The organism is Lactivibrio alcoholicus (assembly GCF_055390895.1).
The window spans coordinates 2576365-2603359 of sequence record NZ_AP042471.1; the positions used below are offsets into that span (position 1 = coordinate 2576365).

A 26995-nucleotide genomic window follows, 5' to 3' on the forward strand; every position below is an offset into this window, starting at 1 on the left:
CATGAAACCTAATTGTAGGGCAACGAGGGGCAGCAGGATAGTGGAATCTGCGCGGGATGACCAGGCCGCGATGTCTTATGTATTCAGTATCCAAACTTGACAGAATAAAATTAAGGAGTAGCGTTATGATTAATTGAATTGTCGACAGTAGACATACTATCCCTGAAATCAGAGGAGAGAAACCCTATGGTCACCCATATCGAACATCACTCGCTCTCTGAGGAAGTCGCGGAATACCTCCTGACACATCTTCTCGTGTCAGATCAGTACCCTCGCGGAACCTACATCCGGGAAGAAGAGGTGGCCCGATCTCTCGACATCAGTCGCGCTCCGGTGCGCGAAGCGCTCCGGATACTCGATTCCCAGGGACTCGTCCGCTCAATTCCCCGGCGCGGTGCCCTTGTCCTGGATTACTCGGAAGAGGATGTCGCGGAACTCTACGACATTCGTTTCGCTCTCGAGAGCCAGGTTTTCGACGCGATCGTCCGCGGCGGTCTCCTGACGCCGGAGATCGCCGGACGGCTTCGCACGATTCTCGACGAAATGGTCGAGGTCAGCCGGAGCGGCCTCGGCAGAGAAGAGAAGGTCATCGCCTTCACGAAGAAAGATCTCCAGTTCCACCTCCTTCTCTCCGAATGTTCCGGTAGGAGATGGACTCATCACCTTCTCAAGGGAATCTACAGCCAGCTCCAGATAGCAATGATCCGGGATCTCAAAGAGGAAAAACACCTCGAAGTGTCTGCCCTCGAGCACGTGAAAATCCTCGACGAGCTCCTTGCCGGAGATCTCGAAAATATCAGGGAAAACCGGCATTACAGCTATTTTCACAGACGATTGCATCGTGAAAACGCGCAGGGAGGTGAATAGCGGCCGATCAGGCGGTGGTTCCGGAAGTATCGAGAGAGGCAACCGGGATAACGTACTACTATCACACAGGGAGAGTGACGAATATGAAGCGGATGATGAAAACGGCAATCTTTACGATAGTTGCTGCATCGCTTTTCGTGCTCGCGGGGGCCGCGTTCGCGGCAACCGAGTTCCGAATTTCCAACCAACTTCCTCCATCCCACCACATTTCCAAGGGAATCCAGCTCTTTGCGCAAAAAGTAGCTGAATATTCCAAGAACGCAGTCACGGCGAAGGTCTTCGATTCGGCGCAGCTCTTCAAGGACACGGAAATCGTCGAGGCGCTCCAGGACAACACCGTCGAGGTGGGACTCGTTTCCGTCAACAAGTGGTCCGGAATGATTCCGGTCGCGGACTTCTTCGAGCTTCCGTTCGTCTTCAAGGATCTGACGTCCCCGAAGAAGTTCATCGAAGGTGGCGCGGGAGTCATCTTTGACGCGGAGTTCCAGAAAAAGGGCGTCAAGGACCTGTTCTGGGTCGACTACGGGTACATCCAGTTCTTCAACAGCAAGCGGCCGCTCACGAAGCCCGAGGACTTCAAGGGGCTCACGATGCGTTCGTTCGGCAGCGGCGACGCGGAGACCCTCACGGCGCTCGGCGCCGCTCCGACCGTCATGAGTTCGTCGGAGATGTACATGGCCCTCCAGCGCGGAACGGTCGACGGAGCCACGACCGGAATGCCCGCCGCCGTTTCCCGGAAGATCTTCGAAGTCCAGAAGTACCTGACGATAGCCAACTATACGACGGCGCAGTTCGTCATGCAGGCGAACCTCGAGTGGTGGGACTCCCTGAAGCAGGACGAGAAGGACGCCATCCTGAAGGCCGGCAAGGAAGCCGAGGAATGGATCCGCGGCGCGATCGCGCAGTCCGAGGCCGACGCCGAAAAGGTGATCCGCGACGCCAAGCTCGAAGTCCATACGATCACCGACGCGGAGCGCGAGCTGTTCGTGAAGGCGACGGAACCCGTTCGTGCGGCGTTCGAGAAGAAGACCGGAGACCTCGGCAAGAAGCTCCTCGAAATCGCACGGGGGAAGTAGTCCGGTTCCGTTCGAGCGAGCGGAGGGCGTCAGTTGCCTGCCCTCCGCTCGCGTTTTGAAGAAAGGAGTGTCAGTATGTTCGGAGGCTTTCGCGCCATCGTCGAGCGATGCAACGCCGTTCTCGGATACATCAGCGGCCTCGGCATCCTCATCATGGGACTCATTCTTTCCTATGAAGTCGTGTGCAGATATTTCTTCAATTCCCCGACGATATGGGTCCAGGAAGTCGCGGTCTATATCTATATGTGGACGATGCTGGCGGGGTGTTCCTATACGCTCCAGAAGGGAAAGCACGTCCGGATCGATCTCGTCCTCGAGAAGCTCTCGAAACGGACTCAGAAGATGCTTGAAGTCGTGACGTCGATCGTCGGAATGGGCTTTTCGGCCGTCGTCGCCTGGCAGGGATACCTGATGCTCGCGTCGTCCCTGAAGTTCTCCAAGGTGTCCGCGACGCCGCTCCGCGTCCCGATGTGGATCCCGCAGTCGGCGCTCTTTCTCGGCTTCGCGCTCCTGACGCTCCAGTTCCTGATCATCGCCGTCGTCCGTTTCAACGAAAGCGTTCTCACTCCGAAGGGAGGCGTCGCGGAATGACCAGCTTCCTATTCGTCATCTTCCTGCTCCTGCTGATCCTTTTCATCGGGCTTCCGGTGGCATTTTCCCTCGGGACGACGTCGCTGCTCCTCGTCCTCATGTACGACCTTCCGATGAAGGTCGTCGGATCGTCGGTGTTCACGGCGCTCGACAGCTTCGTCGTCCTGGCGATTCCGCTCTACGTTCTCATGAGCCAGGTCCTTCTCGACGGACGGATCGGCGACGACCTGTTCGACGTCGCGAACGTCTGGGTCCGCCATCTGCCCGGAGGTCTCGCGATCGCGACGGTCGTTGCGTGCGCCTTCTTCGCGGCGATCACGGGATCCGGCGCGGCGACGGCGGCAACGATCGGAATGGTCGCCTACCCGGCGATGATCGAGCGCGGATACGACAAGAAGTTCACGCTGGGGCTGCTGGCCGCCGGAGGAACGCTCGGCATCCTCATCCCGCCGAGCATCCCGCTGATCCTCTACGGCTCCATCACCGAGGAGTCCGTAGGAAAGCTTTTCATCGCCGGCGTCATTCCCGGACTCGTTCTCACGGCGATCTTCATCGCCTACGCGGTCTACAAGAGCAAGCGGGGTGGCTTCACGCCGCTGCCGAAGGCCGCATGGGGCGAACGAATGTCGATTACCCGCAAGAATCTGTGGGGGTTGTTCCTGCCTTTCCTCATCATCGGCGGCATTTACACGGGGGCCTTCACGCCGACGGAAGCCGCCGCGGTCGGCCTCGTGTACAGCCTCTTCGTGACGCTCGTCGTCTACAGGACGCTGTCGCTGAAGGATTTGCCCGGCATCTGCCTCAAATCGCTCACGACGTCTTCGATGATCGCGATCATCATCGCCTCCGCGGTCCTCTTCGGCCGCGTCATGACGATGCTCGAAATTCCGCAGAAGCTCACGGAACTCATCATCGAGAACCAGTTTTCCCCGATGATGTTCATCATCGCGATGAACCTTCTCATGATGGTCCTCGGCTGCCTCCTCGAGACGGTGTCGATCGTCCTGCTGACGATGCCGCTCGTGACGCCGATCCTTCACGCGCTTCACATCGACCCGATCTGGTACGCGATCATCCTGACGGTCAACATGACGATGGCGCTCATCACGCCCCCCGTCGGCATGAACCTGTACGTCATCAACGGCCTTCGCGAGGATATCCGCATGTCGGAAGTCATCGAGGGCGTCTGGCCCTTCGTGATCCTCATTCTTGCGATGCTTGTTCTCACGATGATCTTCCCAGCGATGAGCACGTGGCTCCCGTCCGTCATGTAGGGACCGGTTCGAGGAGGATTTCCATTTTGGAGAAGAATACAACGCGTCTGCGTCGGCTCCTCGGGCGCGACAGAATCCTGGTCGCACCCGGGGTCCACGATCCGCTCGTCGCGAGAATCGCCGAGCACGAGGGCTTCGATGCCGTGTACATGACGGGATACGGAGCGAGCGCGAGCATTCTCGGGAGGCCGGACGTGGGACTGTTGACGCTGACGGAGATGGCGGAACGGGCCGCGAGAATCGCGGACGCCGTGGATGTCCCGCTTATCGCGGATGCGGACACGGGCTACGGCAATGCGGTCAACGTCCTACGCACGATCCGCGAGTACGAACGTGCGGGAGTCGCCTGTATCCAGCTCGAGGATCAGGTCGCTCCGAAGAAGTGCGGGCACATGCTCGGAAGGGAGGTCATCCCGCTTCCCGAAATGGTCGGGAAGATTCGGGCCGCATGCGACGCGAGACTCGACGACGATCTCATGATCATGGCGCGTACGGACGCGCGGACGGGGCTGGGGATCGACGCCGCGATCGAGCGCGGAAAGGCGTTCGAGGACGCGGGGGCGGATATCGTTTTCATCGAATCCCCCGAGAACGTCGACGAGATGCGCCGGATCACGTCCTCGTTCGGAGTCCCCGTCATAGCGAACATGGTCGAACACGGCCGGACGCCTTTCCTTTCGGAGTCGGAACTCGGGGAGATCGGGTTCGATCTCGCGATCTTCCCGGTGTCGTCGACCTACGTCATCGCGAAGGCGGTGACGGAACTGATGCAGGAACTGAAGCGCGACGGCTCGACGAAAGCCTTCGTTGACCGGATGATTCCCTTCGGAGAATTCAACGAACTGGTCGGACTGCCCGAGGTCCGCGAAATGGAGAAGAAGTACGCGACGGGCAGGGACGCGGATGTTTCGAAAGGACGGTAAGTGACGTGACGCGGATGAAAACGACGACGCGATTGAGGGAACTTCTCAGGCGTCCGGGGGCCATCGTGGCCCCCGGTGTGTACGACGCCCTGAGCGCGCGAATCTGCGAACTGGCGGGATTCGAAGTGTTGCAGCATTCTGGCTACGGCACGGCGGCGGTCCTTCTCGCGCAGCCGGATGTCGGACTGATCGGCTTCGGCGAGATGTGCGCGCAGGTCAGGAACATCGCGCACGCCGTTGCCGTTCCCGTAGTCGGCGATTCCGACAACGGCTTCGGCAACGCGGTGAACGCGTCCTACACGGTGCGGGAATATCTCCTCGCCGGAGCGGCCGGCCTCTTCATGGAGGATCAGGTAGCGCCCAAGCGATGCGGACACATGGCCGGAAAACAGGTCGTGCCGCGCGGAGAGATGATGGGAAAGCTGAAGGCCGCGCTCGACGCGCGGAATGAACTCGATCCGGATTTCGTCGTCATGTACCGCACGGATGCGCTCGCGGTCAACGGACTCGACGACGCGATCGACCGGGCGAAGGCGGCGGTCGACGTCGGCGTCGACATGATCTTCGTCGAGGCGCTCGAGACGCGCGGACAGATGGAGCGCGTGTCGAAGGAAATCGACGCGCCGCTGATGCTCAACCTCATCGAGGGGGGCAGGACGCCGCTCGTGAGCGTCAGGGATGCGGAAGCCATGGGGTTCAAATACATAGTCCCGGCGCTGACGAGCCTCTATGCGGCGGCCGGAGGAATGCTCTACGTCATGAAGAAGGTCCGCGAATGCGGCGTTTCGGACGCGTATCTCGACAGACTCTGCGTATTCGGAGAGTTTGCGAAAATAGTCCGCCTCGACGACATCCGCGCGAAGGAAGACGCATACCTGCCGAAAGACGTTCTGGAGTCGAAGTATCACGGGAAAAAGCATATCGTCGGAGAGTGACCCGTCACCGCCGCGCTCCCGTAGCCGTGCCTCCGAAAGCGGTATAATCCGGCTGCGAAGTGCGCGTCAATCATGTGAAAGGAGACGGCGACAATGCATGCGACGATAAAGGAAAGACTCCGTCAGGGGGAAACGGTATACGGGCCCTTCTTCGGGACCGGATGTCCGGACTTCGTTGAAATCGCGGGACTCGCGGGGTTCGATTTTCTGATCATCGACACGGAGCACGGACCCGGGAATCCCGAGTCCATCCAGAATTCGATCCGGGCTGCGGAACTCAGGGGCATCGCTCCGGTCGTCCGCGTCACGTCGGCCGATTCGCAGACGATCCTCCGGACGCTCGACGTCGGTGCGGCGGGTGTTCAGGTGCCCCAGGTGAACGATGTTGAATGCGCACGAAACGTCGCACGGTGGTCGAAGTATTTTCCGCTCGGTGTCCGGGGCGCCGCGATGCCGCGGTCGTCCTCGTACGGAATGCGTCAGCTCGACGAGTACTTCCGGCAGGCGAACGAGGACACGCTCGTCGTCGTGCATTGCGAGAACGTCGAAGGACTCGGACGGCTTCCGGAGATCGCGTCGGTCGAAGGAATCGACGTAGTCTTCGTGGGACCGTACGACCTCTCCCAGTCGCTGGGTATCCCGGGGCAGATCTCGCACCCGAAGATGGTGGAGGCGGTGGACAGGGCGCTGCGGATCACGCAGGAGGCCGGAAAGATTCCCGGAATCTTCGCCACGTCGGTTGAAGAGGCGAAACGCCGGGTGGCGCAGGGGTTTCGCTACATTGCCTACAGCATGGATATTCTGCTCTTCGCGAGCGTCTGCCGAGAGGTCGTTCAGGCGCTGAGAAAAGCGTGACGTATCGACGAATAAAGAAGCCCCCGGATCCGGGGGCTTCTTTATTCGTCGCTATTTCCGCCGGGCTTTCACTGCCTTTTCGATCCGCTCGAGTCCTTCGCGCAGAAGCGCCCGCGGTGTCGCGATGTTCATGCGCGCGAAGCCTTCGCCGCCGGTGCCGAACCAGTTGCCCCCATCCATGGCGACTCTCGCTTCGTTCACGAAGAACGCCTGTTGCTCCTTCGCGTTCATTTTCAGGGTGCGGCAGTCGAGGAACGGGATATAGGTTCCCTCGGGATAGATCAAGCGTATTTCAGGGATGTTCGCCTTCAGGTACGAGTCCAGAAACTCCAGGTTCCCCCTGAGGTATTCCATAAGTTCTTCGAGCCACGGCTCACCCATGCGGTAGGCGGCTTCGCAGGCAAGCGTGCCGAAGGCGTTGCCGCCGTCGATATGGAGGAATGAAATCGTGTTGCTGTAGCGTTTTCGCAGCCGGTCGTCGGGGACGATCACCATGGACGTCGAAAGCCCGGCGATGTTGAACGTCTTGCTCGGGGCGATCGTCGTGAGCGAGATCGACGCGGCCTTCTCCGAGATCGACGCGACCGGTGTGTGCTTCGCCCACGGGAAGACGATGTCGGAATGGATTTCGTCCGCCACGATGAGGACGTTCCGCTCGGCGCAGAGATCCACGATTCGGGTGAGTTCCTCGCGCGTCCAGACGCGGCCGACCGGATTGTGCGGCGAACAGAGGAACATCATCGTCACAGAAGGGTCGAGCTTGCGCTCGAGATCCTCGAAATCGATCTCGAAGCGATCTCCCGTGAACCGGAGCGGATTTTCGACGATCCGCCTCCCTCGTCCGCCGATGACGTCGAAGAAAGGATAGTACACGGGCGGCTGGATGAGAACGCCATCACCGGGCTGCGTATAGGTCAGGATCGCCATGGAGAGCGCGGGGACGACGCCGGGCGAATGGCAGATCCATTCCGGCTTGATCGTCCATCCGAATCGGCGCGCGACCCACGAGACGATGGCTTCGTAATAGGACGGCATCCGCTTCGTGTAGCCATAGATTCCGTGTTCCACGCGTTTCCGGAGAACGTCGCTCACCTCGGGTGGCGCCTTGAAGTCCATGTCCGCGACCCACATGGGCAGTAGGTCGTTGCGCCCGAAAAGCGGCGTCATAAGATCCCATTTCGAGCTGCACGTATTCGTCCGTTCGATGACGGTGTCGAAATCATATTGTCCCAAAAATCTCTCTCCTCTCTGAGTATCAATCGTATCCATTGTCGGATACAAAACCGGTGTGGATATACTACACCATCGTCCGCGAATCGTCCCGAAGACATTCGCGCGGTCCGGATCACGGAAGACGGGAGACTGATATCCGGCTGAGATTGGGCTTCCCGGCTTGCTCCGGCGTTGCGGGTATGATACAGTGTGTTCCCGTGATCACACAACATATAACGTTTTTACTCGTTATTTTCAATAGAATACGCTATTTATGGAAGGATGGATTCTCCGATGGACTATCGCGACCGATTCGTTCCGTTCTCCGCTTCCGCTGCCGTACAGCCTCCGGATCTCTCGGAGAACGCGGAGTGGCTTCTCGCCCAGCGCTATTTTTCGCTCCGATACGACGATGCGACCGGAGCTGTGAGGCGGGAGGCGAGCTTTCACGAATTCGCGCGCCGCGTTTCGCGGATCGTCGCGTCGGCGGAGTCGCTGTATCTCGATGCGGATGATCCCGCGTCGCTCGAATGGCTCCGGACGCTCGAAGCCAACATGTACGCCGACCTGTGCGCGCGCCGTTTCCTGTTCAACTCGCCGTGCCTCTTCGGCGCTGGGGCGGGGCTGACGATACGGTCGGACATGGCCGCGCGGATCTACGGGGATCCGGAGACGCTGACGTTCGCGGATTACGCGCTGTTGCAGCGGTCGAAGACGAAGAACCAGCAGCTCTTCGCGTGTTTCGTTATCTCGGTAGGGGACAGCATCGAGGGGATCTTCGACTCCGTGAAGGACGCCGCGGTGATCAGCAAGTTCGGCGGCGGCGTCGGCGGAAATTTCGGAAACCTGCGCGAACGGGGGTCGGAAATCAACGGCGGCGTCGGCGGCAAGGCCTCCGGGCCGATATCGTTCATGGAGACGTGGAACACGATGGGGGCGGTCGTCGTCCAGGGCGGTCGCCGCCGCGCGGCTCTCATGGGGATGCTCTACGACGATCACCCCGATATCCTCGACTTCATCCGGAGCAAGGAAGAGGAGGGCAAGTTCCCCTACTTCAACATCTCGGTCTGCCTTTCCGACGCGCTGATCCGCGCGGCCGGGGCCGGAGAGGGATTCGCGCTGCGCTCCCGGAAGGACGGTTCGGTCGTCCGGACGATTCCGGCGGCCGAACTCATGACGGCGATCTGCGAAAGCGCCTGGAAACGCGGCGACCCCGGGGTCTTCTTCATCGACCGGGCGAACGCCGACAACCTTCTCAAAATGGGGCCCGAGTGGCGCATCGAGTCCACGAATCCCTGCGGCGAACAGCCGTTGCCCAATTATACGAGCTGCAACCTCGGTTCGGTCAATGCGGACACCTTCGTCGGTTCGGGATTCGACGCCGCCGCGTTCGAGAACCAGGTCTTCCGCTCCATGTACTATCTGGACCTCGTGATCGACGCGTGTTCCTACCCGCTGCCGCGGATCGAGGACCGCACGAAGCGGATACGTCCCGTCGGTCTCGGAATCATGGGGCTCGCGGATGCGGCGATCCGCCTGCGTCTCCGGTACGGCGCGGATGACTTCCTCGCGTTCTGCGACCGCCTTGCGTCCCTGATGTCTTCGGCCGCGCTTCAGGCGACCGTCGATATGGTCGACGAGATGGGCAAAGCGTCCTTCCCGGAGTCCGGGCTCGTCCGCGAGCTGTTTGGGGCGTGGAGGACCGACGGCGGAACGGGGCGCATTCCCGAAGAGGTCCGCCCGGAGAACCTTGCCGGACTGGTCGAGGCGATGCGCGGCGGGGATCGGATCCCCTACACGCTCGTCAACGCGGTCGAAGCGCTTGCGCGGCGATCTCCCGAAGACGCCGCGCGCGTGGTCCGGGCGCTCTTTGAAGGACGGCTGCGCAACAGCCGCAGGCTTTCGATCGCACCGACCGGGTCCATCTCGATGCTTATCGATGCGAGCCCCGGCGTGGAGCCGAATTTTGCGTGGTCCTGGTCGCGCCGGATCGTCCGGACCGACGCCTCGGGCGCCGAAACGCGGGAGTTCTGGCACCGGCTCCTCTCCCCCGACCAGCGCGAGGAACTCCGGCGTTCGGGACGGATCGCGGACCCCGTCTTCGTCACGGCCTACGACATCGGGACCAAGGAGCACGTCAGCGTCGTCGGACGCTTTGCGGCGCATGTCGACAGCGGCATCAGCAAGACCGTGAATCTCCCGAACGAGGCGACCGTGGAGGACGTTCGCGGCGTCTACGAGATGTGCTATCGCTTCGGCGCGAAGGGAATCACGATCTATCGCGACGGATCGCGCAACGACCAGCCCGTCGACGTGAAGGGCAAACAGGAAGCCGCAGGAGCGAAGCGCGAGCAGCAGGTTCCGCACACCAGCCGCGTGAAGGAGCGCCCCGGAATGATCGTCTTCGGGAAGACGATCAAGGAGCATACACCGTGGGGGAGCGTCTACGTCACGCTGAATTTCGACGGGGACGAACCGTTTGAAGTGTTCGCGTCGATCGGCAAAAGCGGCTCCGAACTCAAGGCGATGACCGAGGCGCTCTCCCGGGCGATATCGATCGGCCTTCGGAGCGGCGGTAAGCTGGAGGACTTCATCGCGACGCTCAAGGGCCTTTCGGGCAAGGAGGCGTGGCTCTTCGACTCCGACGAGGAGCAGGTGGCGCGTTCCATTCCGGATGCGGTGGCGCTGCTTCTGGAAAAGCTGATCCGGCGCGAGACGCCGCACGGGGGCGACGACCGCGGGAAGAAGTGTCCCGAGTGCGACAGCCCGATGGAGATGGTCTCGGGCTGCGCCTACTGCTTCAGCTGCGGCTATTCGCCGTGCAAATAGCGGACGATTGACAAGCTCTTGCTATCGCGTATAATTCTCTGGCGTTTGTGATTCTTTGACAACTGAAAATCTCTTATCGAGAGCGGCGGAGGGACTGGCCCGATGATGCCCGGCAACCTGTTTTTCCAGACATGGTGCCAAAACCAGCGCCCGTGCGGCGGATGATAAGAGGAAAGCGGCTGTATGCGAATGAAAGGCCCTTCCTCGGGAAGGGCCTTTTTTGTGTCGTATTTGCGGGAAACGTGTTTTCAGATCGAAGAAGGGGGTTACGACATATGGCGGAAAAGTTTCTGTTCACTTCGGAATCAGTGACGGAGGGGCACCCCGACAAGGTGGCCGATCAGATTTCCGACGGCGTCCTCGACGCTATCCTCAAGGACGACCCTAAGGGACGCGTGGCGTGCGAAGTTCTCGTGACGACTGGGCTCGTGCTCGTCGCGGGCGAGATAACCACAAGCACCTACGTGGATATCCCGAAGCTCACCCGGGATATCATCAAGGATATCGGCTACACTCGCGCGAAGTACGGCTTCGACGGCGACACCTGCGCGGTCATTTCGGCGATCGACGAGCAATCCGCGGACATCGCCCAGGGCGTGAACGCGGCGCTGGAAATCCGTAGCCAGGCGGCGCATGAGGAAGAAATCGCGAAGACCGGCGCCGGGGACCAGGGGATGATGGTCGGCTACGCGTGCAACGAGACGCCCGAATTCCTGCCGATGCCCATCGCCCTTGCGCATCGGCTCGCGAGAAGGCTCGCGAAGGTGCGCAAGGAGGGGACCATCCCGTATCTCCGTCCCGACGGAAAGACCCAGGTCACGCTGGAGTATCAGAACGGCGAGGCCGTGCGTGCGGACACGATCATCGTGTCGACGCAGCATCATCCCGGCGCGACGGAGTCCCAGATCCGCGCGGACATCATCGAGCACGTCATCAATCCCGTCATCCCCGACTATCTCATGAAGGAAGACACGCGGATGCTCGTCAATCCGACGGGGCGTTTCGTCAAGGGAGGACCGATGGCGGACACCGGCCTCACGGGACGAAAGATCATCGTGGACACCTACGGCGGGTGGGCGCCCCACGGCGGCGGCGCGTTCTCCGGAAAGGATCCGACGAAAGTGGACCGTTCCGGCGCCTACATGGCCCGGTATGTCGCCAAGAACGTCGTGGCGTCCGGCGTGGCCGACAAGTGCCAGATCCAGGTGGCGTACGCCATCGGCGTGGCGGAGCCGGTTTCGATCATGATCGATACGTTCGGAACGGGGAGCGTATCCGACGAGCGGATCACCGCGATCGTCCGGGAGCTTTTCGACTTCCGCCCCGGCGCGATCATCAGCCGGCTCGACCTGCGGAAGCCGCAGTACCGCCGCGTCGCGGCCTACGGACACATGGGCCGGATCGATCTCGATCCGATGCCTTCATGGGAGCTGACGGACATGGCGGAAGCGATTCGCAGGGCGGCCGAAAAGGCGTAGGCAGGGCGGAACGCGGAGAACGAAGACAGGGAAGGGGACCGGCCTCTCGCCGGTCCCCTTCCCTGTCTTCGTTTGATGTCGGTTGCGTCGCGGGTCAGCGAATCGCGTACAGAAAGCCGTCCATACTTCCGAAGAAGAGTGTCCCCCCGTCGATCGCGGGAGAGGAGAGGATTTCGCGTCCCGTCGCGAACGACCAGTGGGCTTTGCCGGTTGCCGCGTTGAGCGCGAACAGAATCCCCTGGTCGCTTCCGAAAAAGACGAGTCCGTCCGCGACGATCGGTGTCGAGTGGATGCCGCCCGGGGAGTTGAACGACCACATCGGAACGCCGTTTCCGACGCCGAGGGCGACGAGATTTCCCGTTACTGTGCCGATATAGGCACGACCGCCGGAGATCGTCGCCGATGTCGTGACGGATTCCCCGACCGAAGCCTTCCAGAGCGGGATGACGCCCTTGATGCGGACGGCCTGGAGCGTTCCGTCCCAGCTTCCGAAGTAGACGATCCCATCAGCGGTCGTCGGTTGAGCGTTGATCGGGCCCGACGAGCCGCCGCCCCAAAGCTTTTTTCCGCTTTTCGCGTCAATCGCGTGGAAGAGCCCGTTGTAATCGCCGACGTAGATCGTGCCGTTCGCGTAGAGCGGCGAGGAACGGAGTTCCCTCCCCGTGTTGAACGACCAGACGAGCGATCCGGTCCGCGAGTTCAGCGCGTAGACGCGTCCGTCGGCGCTGCAGAAGAAAACCTTGCCGTCGGCGGCGACGGGCGATGCCCAGATCGCTCCCGGCGTGGTGCCCGAGCCGGAGCGGTACTCCCAGCGGATGGAGCCGTCCTTCGCGCTCAGCGCGAAGAGCGTTCCGTCGCGGCCGCCGATGAAAACCGAGCCGTCCATGAGGGCGGGAGCCCCGTTGATCGTCGTGCCCCCCTTGAATTTCCAGACGAGCTGCCCCGTGGCCGCGTTCACGACGTGGAGCGTTCCCTCTCCGTCTCCGACATAGACTTTGCCGTCGGAGACGACGGGTGTCCCCGTTATTCCGAACCCCGCATCGTATTTCCATTTGAGATCGCCCTTCCACGGCGCGTCGCCGACGGCGAACGTGCACGGAGCGACGAGGAGGACGAACGCTGCCGTCGCGATGAGTTTCGAAAGATTCCTCAATGGATGCATCTCCCTTCGTGTGTTATGGTATGCATTCCATTATAGGCATAACGGCAGTGCTTGTCAGTCCTCGGGATAAGTGGGGTATAATACCCACTTGGATGTTCCACCCGAACGAGGTGTCTCTTACAATGAAGATCTCCCAGCTCATTACGACGCGTCAGTGGTTCGAAACGTACGTCGACGGCTTCGCCGACGAGGCGGGAAAGCTGCCGTCCCTCATGCGAGTCAAGAAGGAACACAGCCTTCGCGTCGAGACGAATGTCGCCACCATCGCCCGCTCCCTGCATTGGGACGACTCGAGGATCCGCCTTGCGGACGCTGCCGGCCTCCTGCACGATGTGGGGCGCTTCCGACAGTTCCGTGATTACGGAACGTATTCCGACGGCGATTCGATCGACCATGGCGACACGGGAGCGGACACGCTCGAGGATGTCTTCCCGTGGGGGGACGTCGACGCACCGGTCAGAGGGATCATCGTCGACGCGGTCAGGCATCACAACAAGAAACATCTGCCGCCGGGGATCGATTCGGGGAGCCTTCCGTACGCGAGGATCGTCCGTGACGGGGACAAACTCGACGTCTACCAGCTCGTGCAGGGGTACGTCCGGGACGGAAGAATCCGGGATCTCCTGCCGCGCGTCCAGCCCGACGGACCGCTGTCGCCCGCTCTGTGCGATGAAGTCCGGGAGAATGGGGCTGCGAGCTATGCGTCGGTGCGGTCCCTGGTCGATTTCCTGCTCGTCCAGATGACGTGGGCGCTCGACCTGAACTTCTCTCCGTCGTTCGATATACTTCGGGAGCGCGGCTACATCGAATGGATCGAAGCCCGGATGCCGCGCGACGACGAGACGAAAACTCTTCTGAGAGATCTCAGGGAGCGGATTCACCACCATCGGGAGTCTCTTCCGGAATAGACTGGACGACGCAAGAGGGCTCTTCCCATGTCGGGAAGAGCCCTCTTGCGTCGTCACGGTGGCGTCCGTCGGACGCGCCGGATTTTATTGCGCCTTTTCCATGCGCCTCGAAACCATGCCGATGACCGTTCCGTCGACATCCTTCATGGCCTTGAAGCTGATGTCGGCGACGTTCTGGACGGTCGCTTCGATCGTCTCGTCGACGACTCCCTGAGGATCGAGGTCCCGGTCGTTCATCGCGAGCAGCGTCGCGTGATACGCCTCCATCGCGCCGGTTCCGACCTTGAGGGCGCAGGTGTCCTTCGCGCCGTCGCAGAGCATTCCGACGAGGTTCGCGAGGACGATGGACATCGCCTTGACCGCCCGCCGGACGTCTCCCGTGAGGAGCCAGGTCATACCGGCCGCGGCTCCCGCCCCGGCGGCGACCGTGCATCCGCAGATCGGGCTCAGGCGTCCCGTCCGGCTCTTGATGAAGCTGGTGGACAGATGGCTGAAGGCGACAGCCTTCGCGATCTCCTCGCGGCTCTTTCCATTCTCGCGCCCGAGAATGGCGACCGGAAGAATCGCCGTGACGCCGTGATTGCCGCTTCCGGCGCTGCTCATGACGGGCATCGGCGCGCCGGACATCCGCGCGTCCGCCGCCGCCGCAGAGAACGCCTTTATCTTGATTCCCAGGTCGCCGGTCTCGAGACCTCCCGCGTTGCGGATGGTCTTGCCGATCTCGAGGCCGGACCTGTGATGGTCGTCAAATCCGTATTCGGCGATGGCAAGGTTCATGTCGACGCCGTTCATGACATAGTCGACGTCCTCCTGGTTCATGTCTTCGACCATTCGGACGAGTGCCGTGTACTTCATGCCGGCTATCTGTTCGGAGAGCGCCGGGGGCTTCGGCTTCGAAGCGTCCGTCGCACTGGTCGTTTCGAAGGTCGTGACGCCGTTTTTCGTGACTTTCGTGATCGAAGTGTGGGATCCGTCGATGGTGCAGGATGCGGTTCCGTTTTCCGTGGTGACGTCGGTTTCGACGTAGACGCCGTGTCTGTCGGGGAGTGCCGTTACGCGGACCGTTCCGTCCGCCGCCATTTTCTTCGCGCGGATCGCGTCGTTTTCCGTACAGTCGCGGAGCACCTCGAGACCGTAGGATGAAACACCGGCAAGGGCGCCGAGCGCGGCCGCTATGGCGTTTCCCTTGAGCCCGCTGGTTCCGGGTATTCCGACCGCGACACCGTTTTTATAAATGCTGTCGCTGACGGTAACGTGTATGGACCTGACGTCGGAGCCGCCGATCTCCTCTTTTGCCCGTGCGACGGCCAGAGCGACCGCCCCGGGCTCGGTACACCCGAGCGCCGGTTTGACTTCGGAGCGCAGAAAATCCCTGATCGTAAACATCGTATTCCCTCCCCTGACGGGGGGATCACCCCCCCGAATGTATGAAATCATTGTAGCAGAAAGCCTGCTTCCCTTGCACCGCCGTCGGGTTTTGGGCTAAAATAACCCAGTTTTGGTCAGAGAAGACTATTTTTGTCGAGGAGAGGAAACCAGTGACCATAGAACGACCTGTTTTACGGCTGGGAAAGCATCAGCCGAAGTATCCCCTGATCCAGGGGGGGATGGGCGTCGCAATTTCCGGACCGTCGCTCGCGGGGAATGTCGCTCTTTGCGGCGGGATCGGAACGATTGCGAGCGTCGGGCTCGCGTGCAATCACCCGCTGTATGACGGGAAGAACTACTTCGAGGCGAACAAGGTCGCCGTCAGAGACGCGATCCGGAGTGCCCGCGCAATCGCCGGAGGCGGCGTGATCGCGGTCAACTGCATGGTCGCTCTGACCGATTACGATCAGCACGTCCGATCCGCCTGCGAAGGCGGCGTCGATGTCATCATCTCCGGTGCGGGGCTGCCGTTGCGTCTTCCGGAATACACGAAGGATTTCCCCGACGTCGCACTCGTCCCGATCGTCAGCACGACAAAGGCGGCGAGTCTCATCCTGAGGCGTTGGGAGAAGCTCTACGGCCGTCTCCCGGACGGCTTCGTCGTCGAGACGCCGCTCTACGCCGGGGGGCATCTCGGCGTGACGAAAATGGAACAGGTCGATGCGCCGGAATTCTCCCTCGAGACGGTGGTCCCCGAACTCGTCGCATACCTGGCGGACGGAGGCTTCGGCATCCCGGTCGTTGCGGCGGGCGGCATCTGGGACCGGAAGGATATCGAACACGCGTTTTCGCTCGGCGCGCGCGGCGTCCAGATGGGGACGCGCTTCGCGTGCACCGTCGAGGGGGACGCTTCGGACCGCTTCAAGCAGGCATTCATCGACGCGAAGGAAGAAGATGTCGTCATCATCCAGAGTCCGGCCGGACTGCCGGGACGCGCCCTGAGAAACCCGTTCATCAACCAGTACCTCAATGGGCATGTGGAAAGCAAGCCCTGCATCGCGAACTGCCTCACCCATTGTCGCTACAGGAACGAGCGGGAGACCTTCTGTATCGCCCAGGCGCTCGTCGACGCGTTCCAAGGGCGCTGGGAGGAAGGGCTCTTCTTCTGCGGCTCCAACGTCACGCGGGTGACGCGACAGGAGCGCGTGCGGGATATCGTCGCGGAACTCTTCCCCGACTGAAGGCTCCGCCGGAACACGCACGATCTCTTCACGGAGGCGGGGAGACCCGCCTCCGGTCGTACCGGAAACCAGGAAGGGAGGCGCGTACATGACGATCCTGAAGTGTCTGTTCCTGTTTCTGTTCCTTCTCACCCCGTCTCCTTCCCCGGCAGCGTCGCCCGATTCGGGCGCCGTCGTCGTGGTCTCTTCCGACGCGCTTCCGGCGCAACCCCAACCTAGGCCGTCGGGCCACAACGGATCCCGGCAGTATGAATTCACGCCCGATCAGGTCCGGAAGCGTGCCGAGGAGATCCAGAAACTCCTCGACACGCTGAACGCGACGACGTCCGAGGCCGAATCCATCTCCGAGGATCTGTTCTCACGTCGCGTTTCGCTTCTGAATACGCTGCAGAACATGTACGGACGTCTCGGATCCCAGATGGACGTTCTCGAAAAGACGAAGAAGGACCTCGAGCAGACCCGAGCGGAAAGCGAGACGAAGCTTCTCGTGGACGCGAAGCCACCCTATCCCCTCTCCGTCTCGGACGCGATCCAGGATGGGTACGACGATTTGAAGCTCAGGCGGAACTCGCTTTTGGCGGCGGCGTCCTATATCGACAATTCGCTCGACTCGCTCCGCGACCAGACGCAGAAAGCTGAAAGCGCTCTTCGCGATCTTCAGACCTCAGCGCCGACGACTTCCGCCGAGGCATGGGAAATCGCGCGATCGAAGGAAAACGTCGAGTCGATGAAACTCGATATGGCCCTCAGGAATACGACGCGGACCATCGCGAAACTGCGCCTCGAGATGGTCGATACGGAACTCGAGAAGCGGCGTTCCGTCCTCGATAAGATCCGGAAACAGCATGCCTACAGTCAGGAGGATCTCGATCGGCAGATCGCGGCCCTGCAGACCAGGGTCGACGAGGTGAAGGCCGCGCTGCCGAAGATGCTCGACGAGCGCTCGAAAGCGGAACGCCTTCTCTCGAAGGCGCAGAACGACCTCGCGGGTGCGGGCGGCAATGAACGGAAAAAAGAACTCGCGACAGCGCTCGTCGCGGAACGCGAGGCGTGGTTTTCGTACTGGCAGGGTCTCGTCGACCGTGCGGAACAGGAGGCCCTCTACCTCGGACTGGCGCAGACGATATGGCGGAACCGCTACGACGTCGTGAAGGGGACCCTCAGGAGCGCAGAAGTCTGGACGATCAGGGGCGAAGCCCAGGCGAGAATCAAGGGCTTCGAGACGCAGCTCGTTTCCGTCCAGAACGAACAGGCGCGGACGAACGCGGCGATCGTGGCCACGAGAAAGGATATGGACCGTGTTTCGGCGGACAGGGACCTCCTCGTTCGCTACCGCTCGCGGCTTGATGCTCTCAACCAGACCGCAGAGGATCTCGTCCGGTTCGCCTCCCGGATGACGACCGTCTTCACGCTCGATACCCGCATTCTGGCGGAGATCGACGAGACGCTCAACGCGCTGCGCCTTGCCGAACACGTCACGGACCTCGGAAAAGAAAAGGTCATGTCGTTCCTGAACGCCCGGCTCTGGAGCGACGACGGCTACGACATCACCGTTCTCAAGCTCCTCGTCTCCATCGTCCTCTTTCTGTTCGGATACGCAGCGAGCCGGATCATCGCCTCGGGATTCCGGCGGTTCGTGCTGAACAGGTTCAATCTCGATCCGACGAAGTCGGTGATGATCCAAAGCGTGTTCTTCATCTTCCTTATTTTCGTATTCCTCATGGTGGCGCTCGACATCATCAACGTCCCGATAACGGCCTTCGCCTTCATTGGAGGCGCCTTGGCGCTCGGCATCGGCGTCGGCGCGCAGAATCTCTTCAGCAACCTGATCAGCGGCTTTATTCTGATGTTCTCCAAACCCTTCCGGATCAATGACGTCATCGACGTGGACGGCATCACGGCGACGGTTGAGGAGATCGGAGCGCGTTCGACAAGCATCAAAACGTACGACAACTTCCATGTTCTGGTTCCGAACAGCTACTTTCTCGACCACAAGGTTACGAACAGGACCCTCACCGACCAGAAAGTCCGGCTGAAGGTTTCCGTCGGCGTCGCTTACGGATCGGACGTTCGCGAAGTCGAACGCTTGCTCATTCTTGCGGCGTCGGAACATAGCCGGGTGCTCAAATCCCCCGAACCCTTCGTGGTCTTTGGAGATTTCGGCCCGAGCGCGCTTGAGTTTACGTTGTACTTCATGATCGACATGGCGAACGCCTCCACGCTGAAGGTCCCGAGCGACATCCGGTTCCGTCTCGTCTCGATGTTCGAAAAGGCAGGAATCGTCATCGCCTATCCGCAGATGGACGTCCATCTCTCAGGAACCGCTCCCGTCGATGTGCGTCTCGCGAAACGCCACAGGAAAGAAGGGGAACAGCATGATTCCGATCCCTCGACAGGAGAGAATCCGCGAGATTCTGACGGATCTGGTGAGGATCAAAAGTCTCTCCGCCTCCCCTAGCGGAGAGAACGAAGCCGCGCGGTACATTGCCGTGACGCTCTCCCGGTCGCTGCCCGAAGGGGATGTGACGCTCGTTCCGATCCAGGGAGACGCACTCGGGAGAGTTTTCGTCATTGCCCGTGTCCGGGCGCGGCCGAAGACCGACAGGACGATCGTCCTCACGGGGCATTTCGACGTCGTTGGCGCGGAAGGGTACGGCTCACTCGAATCCGTCGCGTTCGATCCCGATGTCTGCACGCGACGGATCGGGGAACGGAATATTCCGGATGAAGCGCGACGGGACCTCGAATCGGGTGACTATCTGTTCGGACGGGGAGTGGCCGACATGAAATTCGGGATCGCGCTCGAAATGACCTTCCTCGAGGCCGCAGCCGCGTCTCCCGGATCGCTCGGGGCGAACCTCATGATGCTCGCCGTCCCCGACGAGGAGAGCGACTCCGCGGGGATGAGGGCCGCGATATCGGAGCTCGCGAGGCTCCAGGATTCCGGGGAGACGTTCCTCGCGTGCGTGAACACGGAACCGTGCGTGGGCGACGGCGGTTCAGGCCGGGCGATGATCCATCTCGGAACCATCGGAAAAATCATGCCTCTGTTCTACTGCGTCGGTCGTGAAACGCATGTCGGCGACTATTTCGAGGGATGCAACGCCGCGCTCGTCGCAGCGCACCTCGAGACGCTCTGCGAGGCCGACCCGTCGACGTCGGAAACCGTCGACGGACGGCGCCTTCCGCCGCAATCCTGCCTTCGGATGCGCGACCTGAGACCACACTACGCCGTAACCCTTCCCGACCGGGCCGTCGTTTTCTGCAACCGGCTCATCGTGAACGAAACCCCGGCGTCGGTTCTCGCCGGTATGCGGGCCGTCGCTGCGGAAGCCCTGAGACGCACGGATGAGCAGCTGCGCTCGGCGGCCTGCGCTCTCGGGAAACAGTACGGCCCGGGAACGGCGGCCCCGGCGGTGTACACCGTGGATGAGCTGATTCGGAACGGGACGGGGAGCGAATCAGATCCCACGGACCTTCCCGGAGATGTTCGCGACCATGCGATCGCGGAACTCGGGAGGGTCGTTCGCGAATCGGGAATAACGGGACCGGCTGTCGTCCTCGGATTCCTGCCGCCGTTCTATCCACCCCGGCGGAACCGTCGGACGTGCAGAGGCGAAATCGCGTGCGCGAGAGCGGCGGAGATTGCCGTGAAAACCGCCGCCGCACGCGGACACGACATCGACGTGCGGGAGATTTTCGAGGGGATCATGGACCTGAGCTACCTCGGTTTCCAGGGGGCGAGGGAAGAACTCGACCCGCTGAGTGCGAACATGCCGTTTTGGGGAACGGAGTACGGCATACCGCTCGACGATCTGTGCCGGCTGGATATCCCCGGGATCAACATCGGCCCGATCGGAAAGGACGCGCACAAGGACACGGAACGGCTCAATCTTCCCTATTCGTTCGGCGTGCTGCCTCCGGTGCTCGCGTCGGCGCTCGAGACGCTCGCCCGTTCCTGAGGGTGCCGCCTGCCGGACCTCGTGAAGGCGAGGCCTGACTGGATCCCCGCCGCGCTGCGGTCAATCGCCGCAAGCTGTTCGAACACCCTGGAGCGCGTCCGATAGGCGCGTTCCAGGGTGTTCGCGTCTCCGCCCCTGGCGTGCTGGATCGCCTCGTCGAGAAGCGAAAGGGCGTAGCGGATCCGGGTTTCGCTCCCGAGCGGAGTCGAGAGTGTCGAGAGGATCTCGTCCGCCCGATCGAGAAGTGTTTCAATCGACGTCTGCTCCGACGCGAGGGATTCCTTCATCCTCGCGATCTCCTGCAGTCGCTCCGAGGGACGCGGCGTCGCCACCGGAGGATCGAACGCGTCGTACGGCAGAAGCTCGGAAATCGCGGCCGCCGCGCGGTCGAGATATCGGACGCGCATTTCCCCCGACGCCGACGATTCCATGGCCTTCAGATTCGCGACGCACAACCGGACCCGTTCCTCCGAAAGCGCCTCGATCTCTTTCCGGCACGAGGAACAGAGATTCCATTTCGAGATACGGACGAACAATCCCTGTTTTCCGCAACGTTCACAGACTGACATCGGCGTCGCCCCCTCCGCTCCTGCGGATATGCGTCGCATATCAATTGTATCAAAGGAGAGACTCTTCCCAAAAATAAATTTTAGTTTATCTATTGACATATAAAAAACTATGGTTTATCCTTCCCCCTACATTCTTGTTTCTAGGGAGGCGTATGTGATGGCAGCTCAGGTTTCGTGCGTCGTGTGCGAGGGGAAGGTTGTGGTCCCGGACAGTGTCCTTGTCGGTGAGATCCTGACGTGTCCCGACTGCGGTTCCGATCTCGAGGTAACGTCGCTCGACCCGCTGAAAGTCGAAGAGGCTCCCGAAATCCAGGAAGACTGGGGCGAATAGAAGGGAATGGCACAGCTCCGGATCGCCTACACCCGGCTTCGGGTAGAGGAAAAGTTGCTCTTCGAGGCGGCGCAGCGCCTCGGGATTCCTGTCGTCGCTGACGATGTAACCGACAGGATATGGCCCGGGATCGAAGCGGACCCCGGTGACGTGGTGCTCTGCCGATGCATCGGCCAGACGCATAACATCGCTTTGGCGCAACTTCTCGAATCCCGGGAGATCCGGACGATCAACCACTCGTCGGTTATCTCGCTGTGCGGCGACAAGGTGACGACCGCTGCTGTCCTGACGCGCACCGGAGTCCCGCAGCCGCTTTATTCGGTCGCGTTCTCTCCGGAAGGCGCCGTCGAGGCCGCGGAGCGTCTGGGGTACCCCGTCGTCTTCAAGCCGCCCGTCGGAAGCTGGGGGCGGCTCCTCGCGAAGGTCGACAGCAGGGAGACGGCGGAGGCCATCGCCGAGCACAAGGCGCATCTCGGACCGTCCCACTCGGTGTTCTTCATCCAGAAGTACGTCGAGAAGGGAGGGTACGACGTCAGGGTGACGCTGATCGACGGCAAGCCCGTGACCGCGATCAGACGGAAGAGCGATCACTGGATCACGAACACGGCGCGCGGAGGCGTCCCCGAGGGACTTCCGATAACGGAGGAAATGGAGTCCGTCCTGCGCCGGACGCACGCGGCGATCGGCGGGGATATCCTCGCCGTGGATCTCTTCCTCGGTCCCGATGGATGGCTCGTCAACGAGATCAACGGACAGCCCGAGTTCCGGAGTTCCATCACGACGACGGGCGTCGATCTTCCGGGACTCATCCTGAAGCATGCGCAGTCGTGCCTGGAGGCCTCGCGGTGAACGCGCCCGCCCGCGCGCTCGTCTTCGGGGCGGGCGGCATGGCAGGCGGCGAGGTGGTTCGCCTCCTCGCGGGACACCCATCGATCCGGGCGGAATGGGTCGTCTCGCGAAGCCGGGCGGGAAGTCCGCTCTGGAACGTCCATCCTCACCTTCGGGCCTCCTTTCCCGAACTTGCTTTCATCGCGCCCGACGAGGCGGCAGGTCTTTTGCCCGACGTCGTGTTCCTCGCGCTGCCGCACGGCGCTTCTTTCCCGTGGATCCGGCGCTTTCTCGACCGGGGCGTGAGGGTTGCCGATCTCTCGGCGGACGTCAGGCTCTCCGAGATGACGGCCTACGAGAGGTGGTACGGATCGGCGCATCCCGATCCCGGGCTCGTGGAGCATCGGGTCTACGGACTTCCAGAGCTCTACCGGAACGAGCTCGCCGGGGCGTCTCTCGCGAGCGGTGTCGGCTGCAACGCGACCTGCGCGATCCTCGGGCTCTTCCCGCTCGCACGGGCCGGGCTCGTCGACGAGGTCCGGATGGAGCTCCGCGTCGGATCCTCCGAGGGGGGCTCCGAGCCGTCGCAGGGGGGACATCACCCCTACCGGAGCAATGTGCTTCGAGTGATCGATCCGTTCAGACACAGGCATCTCGCGGAAGTCGTCCAGGAGACGGGAATTCCGGAGGAACGCATCCTCATGAGCGTGACGGCGGTTCCCGTCGTACGGGGGGTCCAGATGTTCGCGCACGTCACCCTGTCGAAGAAATGCAGGGAGAGCGAGATATGGTCCGCATACCGGAAGGCGTTCGAGGGACAGCCGTTTCTTTCGCTCTGCCCGGCCCGCCCGGCGCACCTCCGTTTCCCGGATCCGAGGCTCGTGCTCGGAAGCAACCGCTGCATGGTCGGCTTTGCGCTCGAGGGCGACGGACGGAGGCTCGTCCTCGTTTCGGCAATCGACAATCTCATGAAGGGAGCCGCGGGAAGCGCGGTCCAGTGCGCCAATATCATGCTGGGACTCGGCGAGACGGAAGGGCTCGCGATGATCCCGGTCTATCCGGCCTGAGGAGGATGATCGAAATGGAATCGCTGCGCATGAATGCCGCGAGAGTGACGGGAGTCGTGAAGATCGGAGGGGCGCGCGGAAATTCCGTGTCCTCGCTCGTTCGGGATATCGCCGGCAGGGTGCGTTCCGGCGAACGTTGGGTCCTCGTCCACGGCGCGAGTTCACAGATGGAGGACCTCTGCACCGCAGCCGGAATCGAACCCGTGTACGTCACGAGCCCGAGCGGCTACCGGAGCCGATTCGTCGGCGACCGCGAGATGGCGCTCTTCCTCGCGGCCTGCGGAACCTATTCGCTCGGGATCACGGAGGAATTCGGCGAGTGCGGCCTGTGGGGGATGCCGCTCTATCCGGGACGCGGTACAACCGCCGTCGCGTCCCGGAAGGACATCTTGCGCTCGCAGGAAAACGGACGGGTGCGCCTTCTCCGGGGCAACCGGAGCGGGTCCATCGTCTCCTTCGACGCGGCTCCGGTGCGCCGCGCGTGGAATGCGGGAGCCGTTCCGCTGCTTCCGCCTCTCGCGGCCGACGTCGAGGGAGTCGGCGCGCTCAACGTCGACGGGGATCGGATGGCCGCTTCGGCCGCAAGCGCTCTCGGCGCGGACGTCCTCGTGATCCTGAGCAACGTGCCGGGGCTCCTTCGGGACGGTTCGGACCCGGATTCGCTCGTCTGCCGCGGAGGTCTGGACGACTGGGACGCGCTCGAATCGTACGCGAAGGGGAATATGAAGCGAAAGCTTCTGGCTGCGAAGGAGGCGCTCCTCGGCGGCGTTCCGCGGGCGATCATCGCGGACAGCCGCGTGGAGGAGCCGCTTTCGGAGGCTCTCGCGGGAAGGGGAACGGAACTGTGTCCCACATCTATGGCGGCCGTGGTGTAACCGTCGCGTCCGGAGCGGGCTGTCGCCTCCGCGACGCCGACGGGCGCGAGTACGTCGATTTTGTCGCGGCGCAGGGGGGCGCGCTCTTCGGCCACGCGCACCCTGATCTCGTCGCGGCGCTTCGCGAAGCGGCAGGGGATCCGTGGACGATCGGGCTCGGGCTCGATAGCCCGGTACGGGACGCGTTTCTGGATCGCCTCCGGACGTTGCGTTCCGGAGGGAAGGCGTTTCTCTGCAACAGCGGGACCGAGGCGATCGAAGCCGCGCTGAAGCTCGCGACGGCGCTGCGCCCCGGGAAGAAGCGCATCCTCGCCGCCCGGCGGGGCTTTCACGGACGGACCCTCGGAGCGCTGTCGCTGACGTTCAATCCGCAATACCGGAAGGCGTGGCTCCATCTGTTGCCGCCGGTCGAACATTTCGCGCCGGAAGAACTCGCGGCGAACGTCGACGGGAGCGTCGCGGCCGTGTTCGTCGAGCCGGTGCAGGGGGAGGGCGGCGTCTACCCGATGTCCCCGACCGTCGCCGCTTCCCTGAATGAAGCGTGTGGCGCGTGCGGGGCCATTCTCGTCGCCGACGAGGTCCAGAGCGGATGGGGGCGCTGCGGGGGCCTTCTCGCGAGTACGATTGTCGGACTCGAACCGGATATCGTCGCGCTCGCCAAGGGCGTTGCGGGTGGTCTTCCCGCCGGTGCGATCGTCTGGAGGGGAGACCTCGGAGACTTTCCAGCCAAGGGCCACGGAACGACATACGGCGGCAACCCCCTCGTCGCCGCCGTCGGATGCGCGGCGTGGGACGCGCTCAATGCGCACCGCTATCCGCAGAAGGCCGCAGCGCTCGGAACGTTTTTCCGCGCCGCGCTCTCGGAGATCCGATCCCCTCTCGTGAAGGATATCCGCGGTCTGGGACTTCTCGTCGGAGTCGAGGTGAGCGTGAAGGCGCCGGATATCGTGAAGCGTCTCCAGGAAAAGGGTGTTCTCGCGCTTCCGGCGGGGCCGTCGGTCGTACGCTTCCTGCCGCCGTTCGTCGCCGGGGAAGACGACTGCCTGTTCGTCCGCGACGCGCTCGCGTTGGTTCTGGAGGCGTTCGGTGACGCCGGAGATTGACCTCCTCCGGTCGCTCGTCTCGATCCCGAGTCCGAGCCGTTTCGAGGATGCGGCCTGTTCCTTTCTGGAACGGGCCCTTCCTTCCTTCGGCTGGGATCGGGTTTCCCGCGACGGTGCGGGCAGCGTCGTCGCGGAACGCGGGAAGGGCGGACGAGAACTCGTCTTTCTGTGTCATATCGACACGGTTCCCGGTGGCCCAGATGTCCGGATCGACGCCGATGTCCTCTGGGGACGCGGCTCGGTGGACGCGAAGGGCCCGCTGTGCGCGGCGGCGGTCGCCGGAGGGCGTGTGGAGCTTCCGGAAGGGTGGCGGATGACGCTCGTCGCGGCCGTCGGGGAAGAGGACGATTCGCGCGGGGCGCGCTTCCGGCTCGGCCTTCACCGTCCGGCGGGATGCGTCGTCGGGGAACCGTCGGGGACCGACGGGGTGACGATCGGGTATCGCGGCATGGCGCGCGTCTCGTTCACGGCCGCGGATTCCGGAGCGCACCGGAGCGGCGACGCCGGTCCGCAGACCGCCTGCCTGACCGCGGCCGCCGAAATGATCTCGGCGATACGGGCGACGGACGATCCTTCCCGTCCCGTCATCGAACGGCCGTCCGTAGCGGTCTGTCTCATGGAGGGGGTCGAGAACGGAGGTCGCCGGGCCCGCATCGATCTCGACGTCCGCATTCCGCTCGATAAGGGAGGAGATCCGCTCGCTTCGCTCGGAGAGACGGCCGCGAAACACGGCGTGAACGGCGCGGTACTCTCGAGGATTGAGGCGGCGATGACGGAACCGGGCGACCCGCTCGTCCGCGCGTTCCGGGTCTCCGTCAGGAAGGCCGGTCGTACGCCGCGCCTTCTCGCGAAGGGAGGAACCGCGGACTTCAATCTCGCGGCCGCATGGGGATGTCCGATGATCGCATACGGTCCGGGAGACAGCCGTCTGGACCATACCGCGGAGGAACGTCTCGACCTGCGCGACTATGTCGCGTCGATCGGGATCCTGTCGTACGGCGTCGAAGAGTTTCTGTCCCGTGCTATTTGAAGAGGGAGATCTGATCCTTCGAGGCGAGCGGCGGCCGGGAAGACGTCATTTCAAGCCCCGACTGGATGATGGAGATGTTCCTGTCGATCTTCGCGAGCATCTCGTAGACGTGCGAACGCAGCTGATACGATGCCGACACGGGCTTTCCCGCAGCCTTGGCCCGGTCGATGGCCGTCGTCAGGAGACGCAGGGCCCGTTCGACGTCGCTTCTCGAGCCCAGCGGTCCGCCGATGGACGCGAGAATCCGCTCGGCCTCGAGGAAGAGCTCCTCCGGTTCCCGTTCTACAGCCGGCGTCTGGGGCGCGAGGAACGATTCCACGACCGACAGACCCTCCGAAAGCAGACGGACGAGACACGACGGGAGCACGTGCTCGCGGTCCAGCTCGCGCCGCAGGGTCGTCACCCATGCAAGAGCCCTTGCGGTACGCTGATCATCCTCCGGCTGCATCACGCCACCTCCCCGCGAAAAGACGGAACGTCTCCGTTCCGTGCGTATGGTATCCCATGTCCG

The 26995-nt window shown here is 62.4% G+C and carries 24 protein-coding genes and 1 riboswitch; of the genes, 19 read left to right on the forward strand and 5 right to left on the reverse strand.

Annotation, left to right across the window (positions count from 1 at the left end; all coding sequences use genetic code 11):
• Nucleotides 1-186: 186 nt before the first annotated feature.
• The 7 genes from ACZ5IU_RS11810 to ACZ5IU_RS11840 all read left to right on the forward strand — a co-directional run bounded on the left by ACZ5IU_RS11810 (nucleotide 187) and on the right by ACZ5IU_RS11840 (nucleotide 6521).
• Nucleotides 187-867: a GntR family transcriptional regulator gene (locus ACZ5IU_RS11810; RefSeq protein ID WP_464417546.1), complete on the forward strand. Its 681-nt coding sequence runs from the start codon at nucleotides 187-189 to the stop codon at nucleotides 865-867.
• A gap of 83 nt (nucleotides 868-950) precedes the next feature.
• Nucleotides 951-1943, forward strand: a complete 993-nt coding sequence (locus ACZ5IU_RS11815) for a DctP family TRAP transporter solute-binding subunit (protein ID WP_464417548.1) — start codon at nucleotides 951-953, stop codon at nucleotides 1941-1943.
• Between the two features lie 75 nt (nucleotides 1944-2018).
• Entirely contained in the window at nucleotides 2019-2534 is a 516-nt protein-coding gene (locus tag ACZ5IU_RS11820; RefSeq protein WP_464417550.1) for a TRAP transporter small permease subunit, read from the forward strand.
• Nucleotides 2531-3808, forward strand: coding sequence for a TRAP transporter large permease (locus ACZ5IU_RS11825; RefSeq protein WP_464417552.1), 1278 nt, complete (start codon nucleotides 2531-2533; stop codon nucleotides 3806-3808). Before ACZ5IU_RS11820 ends, ACZ5IU_RS11825 begins: the two co-directional genes overlap by 4 nt.
• A gap of 26 nt (nucleotides 3809-3834) precedes the next feature.
• Nucleotides 3835-4731, forward strand: a complete 897-nt coding sequence (locus ACZ5IU_RS11830) for an isocitrate lyase/PEP mutase family protein (RefSeq protein ID WP_464417554.1) — start codon at nucleotides 3835-3837, stop codon at nucleotides 4729-4731.
• 14 nt (nucleotides 4732-4745) lie between these two features.
• Nucleotides 4746-5666: an isocitrate lyase/PEP mutase family protein gene (locus ACZ5IU_RS11835; RefSeq protein WP_464421907.1), complete on the forward strand. Its 921-nt coding sequence runs from the start codon at nucleotides 4746-4748 to the stop codon at nucleotides 5664-5666.
• A 93-nt stretch (nucleotides 5667-5759) separates the two neighbouring features.
• A complete protein-coding gene (locus ACZ5IU_RS11840; RefSeq protein WP_464417556.1) occupies nucleotides 5760-6521 on the forward strand; it encodes an HpcH/HpaI aldolase family protein in 762 nt (253 codons plus the stop codon).
• A 51-nt stretch (nucleotides 6522-6572) separates the two neighbouring features.
• On the opposite strand, the gene ACZ5IU_RS11845 is transcribed toward ACZ5IU_RS11840, so the two are convergent.
• Nucleotides 6573-7754, reverse strand: a complete 1182-nt coding sequence (locus ACZ5IU_RS11845) for a MalY/PatB family protein (RefSeq protein ID WP_464417558.1) — start codon at nucleotides 7752-7754, stop codon at nucleotides 6573-6575.
• Between the two features lie 273 nt (nucleotides 7755-8027).
• Between ACZ5IU_RS11845 and ACZ5IU_RS11850 the strand changes: the two genes are divergently transcribed.
• Together ACZ5IU_RS11850 and metK are read left to right on the forward strand one after the other, a co-directional pair.
• Complete coding sequence (locus ACZ5IU_RS11850; RefSeq protein ID WP_464417560.1) at nucleotides 8028-10562, forward strand: adenosylcobalamin-dependent ribonucleoside-diphosphate reductase; 2535 nt, start codon at nucleotides 8028-8030, stop codon at nucleotides 10560-10562.
• A 70-nt stretch (nucleotides 10563-10632) separates the two neighbouring features.
• A riboswitch (SAM riboswitch) is annotated at nucleotides 10633-10733 on the forward strand.
• A 104-nt stretch (nucleotides 10734-10837) separates the two neighbouring features.
• Nucleotides 10838-12040 (forward strand): methionine adenosyltransferase, encoded by a 1203-nt coding sequence (metK, locus tag ACZ5IU_RS11855; RefSeq protein ID WP_464417562.1) that lies wholly within the window; start codon nucleotides 10838-10840, stop codon nucleotides 12038-12040.
• Between the two features lie 94 nt (nucleotides 12041-12134).
• Here metK and ACZ5IU_RS11860 read toward each other — a convergent pair whose 3' ends face one another.
• On the reverse strand, nucleotides 12135-13193 hold the full coding sequence (locus tag ACZ5IU_RS11860; protein ID WP_464417564.1) for an outer membrane protein assembly factor BamB family protein: 1059 nt from the start codon (nucleotides 13191-13193) through the stop codon (nucleotides 12135-12137).
• Between the two features lie 131 nt (nucleotides 13194-13324).
• Here ACZ5IU_RS11860 and ACZ5IU_RS11865 point away from each other — a divergent pair, with 131 nt between their 5' ends.
• Nucleotides 13325-14110, forward strand: coding sequence for an HD domain-containing protein (locus tag ACZ5IU_RS11865; protein ID WP_464417566.1), 786 nt, complete (start codon nucleotides 13325-13327; stop codon nucleotides 14108-14110).
• Between the two features lie 84 nt (nucleotides 14111-14194).
• Here the strand turns inward: ACZ5IU_RS11865 and ACZ5IU_RS11870 are convergent, their stop codons facing one another.
• Nucleotides 14195-15496 (reverse strand): L-cysteine desulfidase family protein, encoded by a 1302-nt coding sequence (locus ACZ5IU_RS11870; protein WP_464417568.1) that lies wholly within the window; start codon nucleotides 15494-15496, stop codon nucleotides 14195-14197.
• A 221-nt stretch (nucleotides 15497-15717) separates the two neighbouring features.
• Here ACZ5IU_RS11870 and ACZ5IU_RS11875 point away from each other — a divergent pair, with 221 nt between their 5' ends.
• The 3 genes from ACZ5IU_RS11875 to ACZ5IU_RS11885 all read left to right on the forward strand — a co-directional run bounded on the left by ACZ5IU_RS11875 (nucleotide 15718) and on the right by ACZ5IU_RS11885 (nucleotide 20681).
• On the forward strand, nucleotides 15718-16719 hold the full coding sequence (locus ACZ5IU_RS11875) for an NAD(P)H-dependent flavin oxidoreductase (protein WP_464421910.1): 1002 nt from the start codon (nucleotides 15718-15720) through the stop codon (nucleotides 16717-16719).
• Nucleotides 16720-16807: 88 nt separating this feature from the next.
• On the forward strand, nucleotides 16808-19177 hold the full coding sequence (locus tag ACZ5IU_RS11880; protein ID WP_464417570.1) for a mechanosensitive ion channel family protein: 2370 nt from the start codon (nucleotides 16808-16810) through the stop codon (nucleotides 19175-19177).
• Nucleotides 19095-20681, forward strand: a complete 1587-nt coding sequence (locus ACZ5IU_RS11885; protein WP_464417572.1) for a M20/M25/M40 family metallo-hydrolase — start codon at nucleotides 19095-19097, stop codon at nucleotides 20679-20681. Before ACZ5IU_RS11880 ends, ACZ5IU_RS11885 begins: the two co-directional genes overlap by 83 nt.
• Here the strand turns inward: ACZ5IU_RS11885 and ACZ5IU_RS11890 are convergent.
• Nucleotides 20618-21250 (reverse strand): hypothetical protein, encoded by a 633-nt coding sequence (locus tag ACZ5IU_RS11890; RefSeq protein WP_464417574.1) that lies wholly within the window; start codon nucleotides 21248-21250, stop codon nucleotides 20618-20620. The genes ACZ5IU_RS11885 and ACZ5IU_RS11890 overlap by 64 nt on opposite strands.
• A 157-nt stretch (nucleotides 21251-21407) precedes the next feature.
• Here ACZ5IU_RS11890 and lysW point away from each other — a divergent pair, with 157 nt between their 5' ends.
• Genes lysW through ACZ5IU_RS11920 form a run of 6 tightly spaced genes read left to right on the forward strand, consistent with a single transcriptional unit; the run spans nucleotide 21408 to nucleotide 26484 of the window.
• On the forward strand, nucleotides 21408-21581 hold the full coding sequence (gene lysW, locus ACZ5IU_RS11895) for a lysine biosynthesis protein LysW (RefSeq protein ID WP_464417576.1): 174 nt from the start codon (nucleotides 21408-21410) through the stop codon (nucleotides 21579-21581).
• A 6-nt stretch (nucleotides 21582-21587) separates the two neighbouring features.
• Nucleotides 21588-22430, forward strand: coding sequence for a RimK family alpha-L-glutamate ligase (locus tag ACZ5IU_RS11900; RefSeq protein ID WP_464417578.1), 843 nt, complete (start codon nucleotides 21588-21590; stop codon nucleotides 22428-22430).
• Nucleotides 22427-23476: an N-acetyl-gamma-glutamyl-phosphate reductase gene (gene argC, locus ACZ5IU_RS11905; RefSeq protein WP_464417580.1), complete on the forward strand. Its 1050-nt coding sequence runs from the start codon at nucleotides 22427-22429 to the stop codon at nucleotides 23474-23476. Before ACZ5IU_RS11900 ends, argC begins: the two co-directional genes overlap by 4 nt.
• 14 nt (nucleotides 23477-23490) lie before the next feature.
• Nucleotides 23491-24351, forward strand: coding sequence for a [LysW]-aminoadipate kinase (locus ACZ5IU_RS11910; RefSeq protein ID WP_464417582.1), 861 nt, complete (start codon nucleotides 23491-23493; stop codon nucleotides 24349-24351).
• On the forward strand, nucleotides 24321-25454 hold the full coding sequence (locus ACZ5IU_RS11915; RefSeq protein ID WP_464417584.1) for an aspartate aminotransferase family protein: 1134 nt from the start codon (nucleotides 24321-24323) through the stop codon (nucleotides 25452-25454). Before ACZ5IU_RS11910 ends, ACZ5IU_RS11915 begins: the two co-directional genes overlap by 31 nt.
• The gene (locus ACZ5IU_RS11920; RefSeq protein ID WP_464417586.1) at nucleotides 25438-26484 is read left to right on the forward strand and encodes a M20/M25/M40 family metallo-hydrolase; all 1047 of its coding nucleotides are present in this window, start codon (nucleotides 25438-25440) and stop codon (nucleotides 26482-26484) included. The genes ACZ5IU_RS11915 and ACZ5IU_RS11920 overlap by 17 nt, the downstream gene beginning before the upstream one ends.
• Here the strand turns inward: ACZ5IU_RS11920 and ACZ5IU_RS11925 are convergent.
• Nucleotides 26477-26932: a hypothetical protein gene (locus ACZ5IU_RS11925; RefSeq protein ID WP_464417588.1), complete on the reverse strand. Its 456-nt coding sequence runs from the start codon at nucleotides 26930-26932 to the stop codon at nucleotides 26477-26479. The two genes, ACZ5IU_RS11920 and ACZ5IU_RS11925, sit on opposite strands and share 8 nt — an antisense overlap.
• Nucleotides 26933-26995: the final 63 nt, after the last annotated feature.

Coding starts and splice junctions, on each gene's coding strand:
- ACZ5IU_RS11810 (WP_464417546.1), top strand. CDS start 187: ATGGTCACCCATATCGAACATCACTCGCTCTCTGAGGAAGTCGCGGAA.
- ACZ5IU_RS11815 (WP_464417548.1), top strand. CDS start 951: ATGAAGCGGATGATGAAAACGGCAATCTTTACGATAGTTGCTGCATCG.
- ACZ5IU_RS11820 (WP_464417550.1), top strand. CDS start 2,019: ATGTTCGGAGGCTTTCGCGCCATCGTCGAGCGATGCAACGCCGTTCTC.
- ACZ5IU_RS11825 (WP_464417552.1), top strand. CDS start 2,531: ATGACCAGCTTCCTATTCGTCATCTTCCTGCTCCTGCTGATCCTTTTC.
- ACZ5IU_RS11835 (WP_464421907.1), top strand. CDS start 4,746: ATGAAAACGACGACGCGATTGAGGGAACTTCTCAGGCGTCCGGGGGCC.
- ACZ5IU_RS11840 (WP_464417556.1), top strand. CDS start 5,760: ATGCATGCGACGATAAAGGAAAGACTCCGTCAGGGGGAAACGGTATAC.
- ACZ5IU_RS11850 (WP_464417560.1), top strand. CDS start 8,028: ATGGACTATCGCGACCGATTCGTTCCGTTCTCCGCTTCCGCTGCCGTA.
- metK (WP_464417562.1), top strand. CDS start 10,838: ATGGCGGAAAAGTTTCTGTTCACTTCGGAATCAGTGACGGAGGGGCAC.
- ACZ5IU_RS11865 (WP_464417566.1), top strand. CDS start 13,325: ATGAAGATCTCCCAGCTCATTACGACGCGTCAGTGGTTCGAAACGTAC.
- ACZ5IU_RS11870 (WP_464417568.1), bottom strand. CDS start 15,496: ATGTTTACGATCAGGGATTTTCTGCGCTCCGAAGTCAAACCGGCGCTC.
- ACZ5IU_RS11875 (WP_464421910.1), top strand. CDS start 15,718: ATGGGCGTCGCAATTTCCGGACCGTCGCTCGCGGGGAATGTCGCTCTT.
- ACZ5IU_RS11880 (WP_464417570.1), top strand. CDS start 16,808: ATGACGATCCTGAAGTGTCTGTTCCTGTTTCTGTTCCTTCTCACCCCG.
- ACZ5IU_RS11885 (WP_464417572.1), top strand. CDS start 19,095: ATGATTCCGATCCCTCGACAGGAGAGAATCCGCGAGATTCTGACGGAT.
- ACZ5IU_RS11890 (WP_464417574.1), bottom strand. CDS start 21,250: ATGTCAGTCTGTGAACGTTGCGGAAAACAGGGATTGTTCGTCCGTATC.
- lysW (WP_464417576.1), top strand. CDS start 21,408: ATGGCAGCTCAGGTTTCGTGCGTCGTGTGCGAGGGGAAGGTTGTGGTC.
- ACZ5IU_RS11900 (WP_464417578.1), top strand. CDS start 21,588: ATGGCACAGCTCCGGATCGCCTACACCCGGCTTCGGGTAGAGGAAAAG.
- ACZ5IU_RS11910 (WP_464417582.1), top strand. CDS start 23,491: ATGGAATCGCTGCGCATGAATGCCGCGAGAGTGACGGGAGTCGTGAAG.
- ACZ5IU_RS11925 (WP_464417588.1), bottom strand. CDS start 26,932: ATGCAGCCGGAGGATGATCAGCGTACCGCAAGGGCTCTTGCATGGGTG.